This window comes from Candidatus Krumholzibacteriia bacterium (assembly GCA_035649275.1).
In the GTDB taxonomy this organism is placed as follows: Bacteria; Krumholzibacteriota; Krumholzibacteriia.
The window spans coordinates 15,020-27,296 of the sequence record DASRJW010000045.1 but is presented as its reverse complement, the minus strand read 5'-3'; the positions used below and the strand labels follow the sequence as shown (position 1 = coordinate 27,296).

At 67.3% G+C, this 12,277-nt stretch carries 8 protein-coding genes; 4 read left to right on the top strand and 4 right to left on the bottom strand.

What is annotated here, in order from left to right; all coding sequences use genetic code 11:
* The 3 genes from VFE28_04575 to VFE28_04565 all read right to left on the bottom strand — a co-directional run.
* On the bottom strand, positions 1–851 hold an 851-nt coding region (locus VFE28_04575), incomplete at its 3' end, for a hypothetical protein (GenBank protein ID HZM15258.1).
* 306 nt (positions 852–1,157) lie between these two features.
* The gene (locus VFE28_04570; GenBank protein ID HZM15257.1) at positions 1,158–2,306 is read right to left on the bottom strand and encodes a hypothetical protein; all 1,149 of its coding nucleotides are present in this window, start codon (positions 2,304–2,306) and stop codon (positions 1,158–1,160) included.
* 250 nt (positions 2,307–2,556) lie between these two features.
* Positions 2,557–4,122 carry an amino acid permease gene (locus VFE28_04565; protein HZM15256.1) on the bottom strand — a complete coding sequence of 522 codons (1,566 nt, stop codon included), beginning with the start codon at positions 4,120–4,122 and terminating at the stop codon, positions 2,557–2,559.
* Between the two features lie 155 nt (positions 4,123–4,277).
* Between VFE28_04565 and VFE28_04560 the strand changes: the two genes are divergently transcribed.
* From VFE28_04560 to VFE28_04545, 4 genes are all read left to right on the top strand, one after another.
* Positions 4,278–5,642 (top strand): phospholipid carrier-dependent glycosyltransferase, encoded by a 1,365-nt coding sequence (locus tag VFE28_04560; GenBank protein HZM15255.1) that lies wholly within the window; start codon positions 4,278–4,280, stop codon positions 5,640–5,642.
* Positions 5,643–5,656: 14 nt separating this feature from the next.
* Complete coding sequence (locus VFE28_04555; protein ID HZM15254.1) at positions 5,657–7,810, top strand: exo-alpha-sialidase; 2,154 nt, start codon at positions 5,657–5,659, stop codon at positions 7,808–7,810.
* Positions 7,807–8,910 (top strand): M48 family metallopeptidase, encoded by a 1,104-nt coding sequence (locus VFE28_04550; GenBank protein HZM15253.1) that lies wholly within the window; start codon positions 7,807–7,809, stop codon positions 8,908–8,910. Before VFE28_04555 ends, VFE28_04550 begins: the two co-directional genes overlap by 4 nt.
* 129 nt (positions 8,911–9,039) lie before the next feature.
* Positions 9,040–11,082: a M13-type metalloendopeptidase gene (locus VFE28_04545; GenBank protein ID HZM15252.1), complete on the top strand. Its 2,043-nt coding sequence runs from the start codon at positions 9,040–9,042 to the stop codon at positions 11,080–11,082.
* Positions 11,083–11,221: 139 nt separating this feature from the next.
* Here the strand turns inward: VFE28_04545 and VFE28_04540 are convergent, their stop codons facing one another.
* The gene (locus VFE28_04540) at positions 11,222–12,262 is read right to left on the bottom strand and encodes a hypothetical protein (GenBank protein HZM15251.1); all 1,041 of its coding nucleotides are present in this window, start codon (positions 12,260–12,262) and stop codon (positions 11,222–11,224) included.
* Between the last annotated feature and the right edge of the window lie 15 nt (positions 12,263–12,277).

The window sequence follows — 12,277 nt, the reverse complement described above, 5'->3', positions numbered from 1 at the left end:
GCCCAGGGCTTCCACCCGGTCAAGAGCAGCGTCGCCATGGCCACGAGGGAGACGAAGGCGCCGAGCGCCGCTGCCGACTGGGCCCGCGCGCTGTCCTCCGCCACGGCGCCGAGCGTCATGGCCCGGGTGGCAGGAGGGGCGAGCGAAGCCAGGATCAACCCTTGCCCCACGCCGCCGGAGAACGGCAACACCGCCACCGCCAAGAGGGCGATGCCGAGGCCGGTCAGCAGACGGATGCCCACGGTCGCCCAGGCGTTGCTGTCGCGCATCGAGACCCACGGGTGCATGGAGGCGCCGAGGAAAAGCAGGAGCACTGGATACGAAGCCAGCGACAGCGGCTTCACCATCGAATCCAGCCAGGGTGCCGAGATCCGCCCGGCCTGGAAGACGAGAGCTGCGGCCACGGCGTACACCCAGGGTTCGCGCAGCAGCGCCATGGGATCGTGGCGCGATTCGATCATGAACCAGGTGAGCGCCACACCGACGAAGAGCGCGCAGGCACTGCCCAGCCCGTTCGTCGCCCAACCGAGCGCCAGCACCGGTGCGGCGAAGCAAGCGATGTTGAGGACCGCAGCCGAGCGGTCGACATGGGGCTTGAGGAAGCGATGGGCACTCCCCGCCAGGGCCAGCCCGGCCAGCGTCATGACCGCACCGGTGGCGGCCACCAGAAGGAATACATAGAAAGGCATGCGATCCTGCAGGCTCGTGAACAGCAGCGCCGGGAAGAGTACATAGCGCAGCACGACGGTCAGTGGCTTGGCGGACAACCCCAGCCAGCGCGCCACGGCGTAGCCCGCGGCCACAGGCGCCAGCACGGGAAGGAGCGTGGTGAACACGGAGGGGAGCGACATGGCAACCTCCTCTCAGGAGCGACGGACCTCGTCCGCCAAGGATCGAGGAGCGCGCGCAACGCATCCAGGAGGATGCCGGCGGACGCTACCCCGCAGCGTGGCATCGGGTGTCCCCATGGGCCGGGCGATCGCGATGCGCCGCGTGGCGGAGCGAAACTGTTCCGCGTTGACAGGAAACGGTTAGCAAGGATCCAGCCGACTGGACCGAAACGTCAGGACCGCGCCGTCCAGAGACTTCCTGCGGCCTCATAGGGAGTCGCTCGTGGGGCCACGGTGTGGAGTGCCCGAGGAGCGTGAGGAAAGGCTTCAGTCGGTCTGGCGCTCGACGAAGAAGGGCTGGGACCAGGCCCTCGTCGGTCCGAGTGGACCGGATTCGGAACCCACGGCTTCGACACGAACGTAACCCTCGTTGCCGTGGACGAGATAGCTGGCGCTCTCCCCGTCGACCTGGAGGAGAATGGTGGCGCTCCGGCCGATGAAGGTGAGGTGCGCCGCCCCCGGCGCGGTGACGACGATGACGTCCCCCTCGCTGCCGAGCTTGCTGAAGGTGAGACCGGTGCTGCCGTACGACGAACCCCGATGCAGCGCTTCGAGGAAGCCCGAGACGCTTCGCTCCGAGGCGAGAACCATGTGGAACGCCGTGAACGGAGCGGCCTCGGGGCTGCCGATGGGTGTGTGCGCGTCGTCGTTGGCCAGCCCCCAGAGTCGATATCCCATGGTGAGCAGCTCGTCCCACAAGGGGGTGGCATCGGCGGGCTCCCCCTTCGTCAGGTGCAGCCCGTTCATGATCTCCAGGGCGTCGAACTGCCGCATGTCCAGGCGTCCGGTCAGATGTTTCCCGCGTCCGTTCCAGAGCGCCGGGTGTGCGAGAAAAACGAAACCGCCGGCGTCATGGGTGCGGGTGACGAAGGCCAGGGACAGGCCGGGGGCCTCGATCCAACCCGCAGGATGGCCGAGGAGACCGATGTGCCACCCGGCGTAGCTCGTTTCCGCGCCCGGAATGAGCACGGGAAGAGCCTCGTCGACCGGTCTGATTTCGTAGGCATCGATGCTCCACTTGGGCCGGGAATGTCTCCAGTCCTGGACATAGGCTTCGACGCCGCTGCCGGGGACGTTCTCGGCGTACACGGTTCCGTCACCGTTCCAATCGTGCACGATGGTGTCCGTTTGGAACTGGCTCAGGCTGCCGCCGTCCTGGTCGCCCCACTGATTGTGGTCCGAGATGCAGAGCACGTCATAGCCTTGGGCGCCGTACAAACCGGCGAGCTCCACCCCGTGATAGGCGCCGTCGCTGTGGCTGCTGTGCATGTGGAAGTTGCCCCGATACCAGGTGCCCGCGAAGGCATAGGGGTCATGGAGCACGAACCGGGGATCGTCGGTCACGGAATCGCAGCCGGAAGCAGCCAGCGCGAAGACGAAGAGAAGGTTGGCGAGAATCTCCGACACCCGGCGCAACGAAGGCCCTCCTCGCACCACGTCCACGAACCCGCCTTCCCAGGGGGCCCGCTTCCACGAATCACACCAAGATGTGGCGCCAGCACCTTTCTCGCCAGCGCCCAGCTCGCCGCGATGGGGAACGCGAAGGGGCCATTATGCCCAGCCGGCTCTCTGGGGTCCATCGTCCGCAGCGCCGCGCACCGTGCGGATTTCCGAGCTTGCCATTCTGGCAGACGGGTGTGACAAGGCGGAGCGACGCGGCTCGCGGTCAGGAGATCTGGCTCGCGGCGCGCCGCGGATGGCGACGCCACAACCAGTACACCGGGATGCCGCTCAGAACGAGGAAGAGACCGGGCCAGGTGTACACGGGCCTCACGACGAGCAGATCCAGCATGATCAGCAAGCAAAGGACGGCATAGGCCCCAGGAAGGAACGGGTAGCCCCACACTTTATAAGGCCGCTCCAGGTCGGGTTGCTTGCGGCGGAGCACGAACAGCCCCGCGGCGGTGAGCACGTAGAAGAAGAGCACCGCGAAGATGACGTAGTCGAGGAGCTCGCTGTAGGTGCCCGTGAAGACCAGGACCGCCGACCAGACTCCCTGCAGGATCAGGCCGGCGGCAGGGACCCCACGCTCGTTCAGCCGGCCCACGGCCTGGAAAAAGAGGCGATCCTGTGCCATGGCGTAGTAGAGGCGCGCCCCCATGAGGGTCATGCCGTTCACGCAGCCGAAGGTGGACATCATGATGGCGAGGGCCATGAGTGCCACGCCGAGCTTGGGCGAGGCCAGCTCGAGCACCGCGGTGCCGACCCGGTCGTCCTGGGCGTGGGCGATGCCGCGCTCGAGAGGCGTGAGCGCGCCTTCGGTGCCGGCCACGGGGAGCGAGGTCACGAAGGCGAGATTCGCCAGCAGATAGAGGCCGATGACGAGAACGGCGCCGAGGACCAAGCTGCGCGGCAAGTTGCGGCGAGGATCCTTGATCTCGCCTGCGGTGAAGGTGATGTTGTTCCAGGCATCGGCGGAGAACAACGAACCCACCATCGTGCCGCCGAGCACCATGAGGATGAGGGCGCCGCTGCCGAGCGGCAGCATGCGCTCCAGGCCGATGTACCGGGGTGTCTCCCGGATGGCGCCCCAGGCGTTGCCCAGGTTGGCGCGGATGACGTCCATGTCGGCCGCCACCGTCAGGCCCACCAGGATCAACGCCACCAGGCCCACCGTCTTGCCCACGGTGAAGAAGTTCTGCACCTTCTTCCCGGCTTGGACACCGCGGCAGTTGACCCAGGTGAGGATGGCGACCACCACCACCGCCACCAACTGACCCGCGGAGATGGTGAACTCCTGCCGCTGGAAGAAGACGATGGGCTCTTCCATCCAAGGCAGCGGGAAGGACCAGAAGATATCGAGGCCGGACTTCCGGAACAGGATCTGATCGGTGCCGAGTGGGGGGATGAGGACGCCGAGGAATTTGGCGAAGGCCACCGAGACGGCGGCGATCGAACCGGTTTGGATCACGACGAAGACCGTCCAGCCGTAAAGGAAACCCCAGAGCGGGCTGTAGGCCTCGCGAAGAAACACGTACTGGCCGCCGGCTTGGGGCATCATGGCGGACAGCTCGGCGTAGGTGAGCGCCCCCATCACGGTGACGACACCGGTCAGCACCCAGACGAGGAGCAGCCAGCCGGCGGAACCCACGTCCCTGGCGATGTCGGCAGAGACGATGAAGATTCCGGAGCCGATCATGGAGCCGGCGACGAGCATGGTGGCGTCGAAGAGCCCCAGTTCCCGGTGGAAACCGCGCTCTGGTTCCAGGGCGACTTGCGGACTCGCTGCCATCGCTCTCCCGGCGGAGGGAGGAAGGTCCCTTCTCGCCGCGGCGGTCGGAGTCCGGGAGTCTACTCCGGCGGCGACGGCGGCGGGGCGGGCAAGCCTCAGGCAGGCCAGGTCCCCTCGTGGCGGCCTGCTTCCGCCTTCGGATACGATGCCTCTCCATGAAGCGCCCCTGGTTCCTACGGCTCGCTTTCTGGATCGGCGTCGTCGTCTTCTGCGCCGTGGGCGGGAACGAGCTCCGCTGGTCGAAGAAGATCCCCTTCGACGGAGCTCCCGACGAAGCCGATCACTACGCACTGGTCAAGTTCGTCGCCGATCACGGCCGGTTGCCACGCTACGGCGAGGACAACTTCGCCGTCCACCTGATGGGGAAGAACCGGCGCCGACTGCCGGCGGATACGAGCCCCGAGCATCTCGAGATGCTGGTGCGTGGAAGCGGCGCCCACGAGATGCGGATCACTTACATCTTCTCGCCGCAAGCGCCCTATTGGCTCAGCGGGATGGTGGCGCGTTGCCTCGGCGGCGCCTCGGAAGCCAAAGCCAGGGGTTTCGACAGCTTCTGCATCGCCCTCGCTGCCCTCTGCACCTATGCCGCCGGTCTGCTGCTCTGGGGCAAGGTGTGGGCAGCGGCGGTCGCCGCACTTTGCTTTGGTCTCTGGCCCCAGGTCAGCTTCGTCGGCGCCTACGTCAACGACGACGCCTACGCCATTCTCGCCCTCGCCGTCTTCGTCTGCGCTGCCGCCTGGGTGCAGCGCGACGGCTTCGGCCGCAAGCAGGCGCTCGTGCACGGCCTCGCCCTCGGTGCGGTTGCAGCCGCCAAGATCTATGTCTACGCCGTTTTCCCTCTCGTCCTCGTGTGGTGGGGCCTCCTATGGCGGCGGCATGGCAAAGTCTTCCTGACCCGGCTCGCCTGGAGCGCCGGCATCGCCGCCCTCATCGCAGTGCCGTGGTTCCTGCGCAACGCGATCCTCTACGACGGTGATTTCACCGGACGGAGGACCATGGCAGCCCGTGCGCGGGAGTACATCGACTCACTGCCACCGAGTGTGAGGGAGAAGACCCACCTCCTCTTTTCCCAAGAGCAGCAGGGGGTCACCTTGCCCGAAGCTTTCAAACGCGGCTTCGTTCGCCACTCCATGGAGAGCTTTTGGGGACGCTTCGGTTGGATGCACCTGCGGTTTCTGCCCTCGGCCTACGAAAGGGCATTTCAAGTGCTCGCTCTGGCTCTGGGATTGTCGCTGGCTTGCCTGCCGCTGCTGCGCGCGAGCGGCGGACTCCGCACCGGCGTTCCCCATCTCTTCGCTTTGCCCTATCTCGCCTTGCTCATCGGGCTCGGTCTCTACAATTGCCTCACCGTGGACTTCCAGCCGCAGGGTCGATACTTCCTCACCTGTGTGCCGGCGCTCTGTTTGCAGCTCGTGGATGCACCCGCCCGTGGCAAGTGGTGGCTCGAGCCCGTTGCCTGGGCGCTCCTGGCTTTCTTCATCCACCAGAATCTGACCGCGTACCGGACGGTTCTCGGCTGACCAGGGAGCGGATCGTGGTGCGCATCGTCCTTTCATTCCTCGGCTGGCTCGTGGCGTGCTCCGCGGCGCTCGCGGCCGAACGCGTTCTGTGGGTCGCGAACTCGGAGACCACGGGCAGCAGCGAGATCGGAGGTTTGGCGGGAACGACGCGGGCCCCCTGGCTCCTGACCACGCTGCAACCTGGAAGAACCGTTCTCACCAGCCTGCGATGGAGCGAGGCGGTGCAGACCCAGAGCCGAGGCCATTCTTCGGCCTCGGGCGCGACGCACTCTTCGGGGAAGACGCACTCTCCGGGGGAGACGGAACTTCTTTCCTGGGATCCGCGAGCGTCACGGCTGCTGCGCTTCGCCGACGGCGAGATGCTCGTGTTCTCGGTGGAAACGCTCGAAGGGAGCAGCAGCGGAGACTCCCTCTTCGGCATTTTCCTGCGCCGGAGCGCCGGCCCCGAGGGTCGCTGGGGCGGGCCCACCCGCTTGACGCCGCGCGCCGGTCGCACCGTGGTCCTCGGTGCACCGGTTCTGCGAGCCGAGCAGCTGCTGTTGCCGGTGGTGTGGGAAGAGAGTGGCGGGATCACGCTGGCGCTGTACGGGTCGGACGACAGCGGCGTGCGCTGGAACGAGATCGCCACGCTCCCTTGGTCGTATTTGGCGGCGCCCGCGCTGGCGGAAAGCGGTGAAGGGCGGTTGCTCCTCGTCGCCCATCGCGGCGAACTCGTGGCCTGCGATTCTGGCGACGGTGGCCGCACCTGGAGCGCCTGGCGCGGGCTCGGCCTCGCTGCCGGAGCCACTGGGATCGCACTCGCGTCTGCCGGCGCCGGGGCGCTGGCCCTGACCTGGACCGATCCGCCGGCCGACCCTGCCCAAGCCCCGCCGGTGCTGCAAGCGCTGCGACTTTCCTTCTCCACCGATGGCGGTCGTACCTGGACGCCGCCGCGGGCGCTCCTTCTCCGCCCAGGGACCATCCCGGTGACGCCCGCGCTGCTCCTCGATCGGGAACGCCTGGTCGCTGCCTGCGTGGAACGCGTTCCGACCGATTGGAGCACGACGGCGGATCGCGTCGTCTGTCTCGGGATGGAGCGACGGGAGTTGCAGGCACCGCTGCCCATCGCCTCGTCCCGGGCGCGTTACGGCATCGCTCCCGCTGCGGCTCGCTCGACCTTGGCGGTCCTCTGCGGCCACACGCTGGCGCGTCCCCTGGGACAGCGGCGGCTCTTCGTGGAAGCCTATTTCATGCGTGCTTTCGCCGCGGTACCGGAAGTCTTCGCCTCCCATGCCGGCGAAGCGCCGGAGTGGTTCGATCCGCGCACGTACGGGGAGCGTGCCCTTGCTTTTGCAGACTCCCTCGCCGCCCAACAAGACGGGGTGGGTTACTGGTCGACCGGGTACGGTGCCGTCTACATCGCCGACATTGGCGCCGCGCTCGGCCTCTTTCCGGCGCTCGAGTCGCAGGCAAGCGAAGAGCAGCTGCGGCTCTGGGAAGCGGCGTCGCGCCGTTTCGTCACCGCGCTGGAGGAAGACGGCATGATCCTGCCGAGCGGTGCCATCGGTGTGGGCTGGCCCGGCTCGGCCATCCCGCGGGTGGAGCTACGCGCCTCCCGTGTTCCGTACTTGGTGAGCACGGCCCTGGCAGGGATCGAGCTGCACGCCTGGCTGGCGCGGCGGAGCGGCAACAAGAGCGACCGGGAGCGCGCCTTCCGCGCCCTGGAGTGGACTCTCGCTCAGGTGCGGGAGGATGGCTCCCTGCCGCCCGGGCCGCAGGTCGTCGATCGGAGAGAGAGCCCCTTCATCGGCGCGGCGTACGTGCAGGAAGGCTGGATGGCAGCGGAGCGATTGCTCGGGCGAGAGGCACGCTCGCGCCTGCGCGCGGTGCTGCCCCGCCATGTGACCTGGTTGTTGCGCCAGCAGCAGCCCGACGGCAGCTGGGGCAGCGGTGCCGACGGAGAGTTCGCGCGCACGCCGGCGAGCATCAACTTCCTCGTCTGGTACGATCAGCGCGTCGAATCGCGCCCCGAGGTGCGCGAAGCGATCCGTCGCGCCGGGCTGCGCCTCGTCGATCCACAACAGTGGCCGGCGACCGAGCTCTTCGCTCCCGGCAAGCACCACGAGGTGCTGCGTGCCCACGCCGGGCGCGTGCTCGCGGCGCTGGCGCGGGAAGGGCCCGCCTGGTGAACGTCGACCCTCTCCTTTGGCGCGGTGCGGCCACTCTGTACGAGGGCCAGGATGCCACCGGACGCGCCGTGGAAGTCACGCTCACCGCGACCGGGATCTCGCTACGTACCAGACAAGGCACGCGACAATTCCAACTCTCGGCGCTGCGCGCCCGCCTCCAGGGCATGAACGACCAGGCGCGCCTCGAACTGCCCGCGCCATCGCGGGGCGTCTTGCTCATCCCCGATCCTGCCGGGGTGGCGGCGCTCCGCCGCACCCGTCTGCTGCCGCGGCGCAGGCGTCGTGGGCCCCTGCTACTCGCCTGTCTCGTCGTGCTCGCCGGAGGAGTCACCTTCTTCTTCACACACGGACTCGATCTCCTGGTGGGATGGGCGGTGCGTCTCGTTCCCGCCGAAGCCGAGGCGAGTCTCGGCCGCCATTTGCTCGAGTCCACTCTTCGAGAGCACCCGCGTCTCGACGATGCGGCGACGCGGGAAACGCTGGCGAAGTGCATGCGGGAATTGCATGGCTCGGGGTCCGCCGGGCAGGACGCCCCCGAGTTCGCCGCCCTCGAGATCGCTCTCGTGGACGACTCCACCGCCAACGCCTTCGCACTGCCTGGGGGAGCCGTGGTCGTCTGCACCGGTCTCGTCGCCCTCATGGAGAACCAGAGCGAATTCCTCGGTGTGCTCGCCCACGAGTTGGGCCACGTGCACATGCGACACGGCTTGCGCCGCGTGGCCCGCACGGCAGGGCTCGGATTCATCGCCGCCGCCGTGGTGGGTGACGTGAACGGGCTGTCGGCAATCGTTCTGGACCAGAGCGCTCTCCTGCTCGGGCTCTCCTACGACCGCAAGGAGGAGCGGGCGGCGGATGACTACGCCGTCCGCCTTCTCGGCTCCCGGCAGCTGGACGGAAGCGGCCTCCTCACGCTTCTCGAACGCCTCGAGGCCGAAGCGAGCGGGCCAAGCCTGCCAGGGTTCCTCTCGACCCACCCGCCGACGGCGGAGCGGCTTGCCCGCCTGCGCCAGAGCCTGGTGGCGACTCCCGAGGCCCGCACCCTCCTGAGCGAGGAGGAGTGGAACGGCTTGCGTCGGCGGGCTGCTGGGGAACCGGGGTAACCGCTTGGGGGCGTTGTGCCCGAGCCCGTTTCGGGTCTACTCTTCGAGCGACCTCGCCTTGGTCCCGCGACCTGCCCTTCGAGGCGCGCGAACAGAATCATGACCCCCGAAGAATGGAGAGCTCCCGTCATGGCGAAACGCTGGGTTGGAAGCGCCCGTGTGCTGCTGCGGGCAAGCCTGGGTACGTTGACCGCATCCGCGCCACTCGCGGCGGCGCCGCTAGGGTCCGGGATCGACCGCAGCGGCTTCGACACCAGCGTGCGGCCGCAGGACGATTTCAACCGCTACGTGAACGGCGGCTGGATCGACAAAACGGAGATCCCCGCCGACAAGGCGACCTGGGGGAGCTTCGCGATCCTCCGGGATGATAGCGACAAGCACCAACGTGAGATCATCGAGGCGCTGTCCCAGCGCAAGGATTTGAAGCCCGGTTCGGAAGAGCAGAAGATCGGCGATCTCTACGCCAGCCTGATGGACGAGGAAAAGATCGGCGCCCTGGGGACGACACCCTTGCGGGCGCACCTCGAGCGCATCGACAAAATCGCCAACCAGACCGACCTGCAGCGGGCCTTCGCGGAGTTCTCCCGCCTCGGTCTCGGCGTGCCGATTTCCCCCCTCGTCAATGTCGACTCGAGGAACTCGACGCATTACGCCGTCTATTTGACCCAGTCGGGTCTCGGACTCCCCAACCGCAACTACTATCTGAAGGAAGGGGAGAAGAACGAGCAGATCCGGGCCAAGTATCCGGAGTACATCACGCGCATGTTCACCTTGGCGGGCTTGAGCGACGGCGCCGGCCGGGCGCGCAGCGTGTACGACCTGGAGATGAAGATCGCCGAGGCACAGTGGACGCCGGAGGACAACCGCGACGCCACCAAGACCAACAATGTCTATCTCGTCACCGCTCTCGGCACCGTCAGCCCCAAGATCGCCTGGCCGAAGTTCCTGGAGGCGGCGGGCATGGCCGGCCGCCAGGATCTCTTCGTGCGCCAGCCGAGCTACATGACCAAGGTCGGCGAGCTGATGGAAACTGTGCCCCTCGAGGACTGGAAGAACTATCTCCGCTTCCATGTCATCGACAGCGCCGCGCCTTGGATGCCCAGCGAGTTCGAGGTCGCGCACTTCGAGTTCTACGACAAGCTCATCAATGGCGTGGAAGAAATGGAGCCGCGCTGGCAACGCAGCGTCGGGGTGGTGAACGGTTCCCTCGGCGAGGCCGTGGGCAAGGTGTACGTCGAGCGGCACTTCCCCCCGGAGGCGAAGAAACGGATGAACGAGCTGGTGCGCAACGTCCTCCAGGCCTTCCAAGTGTCGATCGACAAACTCGCTTGGATGTCGGCGGAGACCAAGACCAAAGCGCAGGAGAAACGGGTCAAGTTCACCAGCAAGATCGGCTATCCCGAGCGCTGGAAGGACTACTCGACCCTGGAGATCCGCCGCGACGACGCTCTCGGCAATCTGACGCGGGCCGCGGCCTGGGAGTACGACCGTAGGCTCGGGCGGATCGATCAAGCCGTGGACCGGAGCGAGTGGCTGATGACGCCGCAGACGGTGAACGCCTATCACAACGCGCGCATGAACGAGATCGTCTTCCCGGCGGCCATCCTGCAGCCGCCCTTCTTCAACCCCAGCGCCGACGACGCGGTGAACTATGGCGCCATCGGCGCGGTCATCGGCCATGAAATCGGCCATGCTTTCGACGATCAGGGCCGCAAGACCGACGGCGACGGCAACCTCAAGGACTGGTGGACCGAGGCCGACGCCAGCGCCTTCACCGCGAAGGCGCAGGCGCTGGTGGAGCAGTACAACAGCTTCAAGGCCCTGGCGGATCTCAACGTCAACGGCCAGCTGACGCTAGGCGAGAACATCGGCGACCTCACTGGCCTCACCATCGGCTGGCTCGCCTACAAGACCTCGCTGCAGGGGAAGGAAGCGCCGGTCATCGACGGGCTCACCGGCGACCAGCGCTACTTCATGGGCTTCGCTCAGATCTGGCGCTCCAAGTCGCGCGACGAGGCCATGCGGCGGCTGGTGCTGACGAACCCGCATGCGCCGCCCCAGTTCCGCGCCAACGGGCCGCTACGTAACTTCGATGCGTTCTATGAGGTTTTCAAGGTCAAGCAGGGCGATGGCATGTACCTGGCCCCGGAGCAGCGAGTCAAGATCTGGTGACGCTCTGGCGGTCAAGGACGCCGGCCATGGGGCCGGCGCGCCGACTCTGACCACGACCATCGTCTACGACGAAACGAGCGAGGCCCCCGGAAGGGGCCTCGCCTTTTGCGCCCGAGGTCGCGCCCATCCGGCTCGAAGCTCAAGGGAGCACGGGGTTCACGGGCTCACCGCAGTCGGTGTTCCAGCGGCCGGCGAAGAAGCCGGCGATCCCGACATCGGTCTCGCGGGTGGGCAGGTAGTGGCCGCCCACGTCGCCCTGACGCTCGCCGCCGCGCGCCACCCAGTGGCCGGCGAAGTTGCCGCCCGGCATGGCTGGGTCATCGTTCGGCGCCCACATGCCACGGGCGAGACCGAGCACCCGACCTTCGCGGTCGATGATCTTGCCGAACCACACGTGCTGGCCTTCCGCGTTGATGCCGAAGTGGCCGCGGATGTGGCCCAGAGGCATCCCTAACGCCGTCGCCCACACACCGCGGAAGACGCCGCGCTCTTCCGCCGTGCGGCGGACCCAGTGGCCGCGGACGTAGCCGTTCGGGCACGCCGGGTCGAGGGAGATGGCTTCGACGGCGACAGCGTTGCCGAGATCGTCCACCGGGATCACCGTGGAAATCGAACGCAGCTCGCGCATCGTCCAGGTGTTGGAGTAGGGAGCGGTGCGGAAGCTGAAGGTGGCTGCCGGATCATCACCGGCTGCGACGATGAGGAGCAAGCCGTCGAAGGACGGCTGCGTGTGCGAGACGAAGCCGAGCACCTGGCGATTCTCCCGCGGCAGCAAGTGGTCGCCGGGTGGTTCGAAGGCGATGGTGTGCAGGACGCCGACGCCGCCGCTGCTCACCGCGATCTGGCCGCTCCAATCGGTCACCTGCGTGTTGTCGCGGTTGCCGCGCAGCTGCCCCCAGAGGACCCGGAGCGCGAAGGCGCCCGGAGGTACTTCGGCGGGCTCCACCGGCACCATGCTTTCCTCGGCGTCGATCTTGGCGACGGCCGGATCCCCGAAGGCCGGTTGCTCATCGGTGTACTCGTAGCCGCCGTACTCGCCGGTGAGATTCGTCGATGCCTCCCAGTCGGCGCTGGGCGTGGCAGGGCTCTGTTCCGAACCCGTGAGGAAGTCGCACCCCACGAGCCACACCAATGACGCGCCCCACAGAAGGCCCCGCTGGAACAGGGATGGCGCTCGCATGTTGTCTCCTTAGGT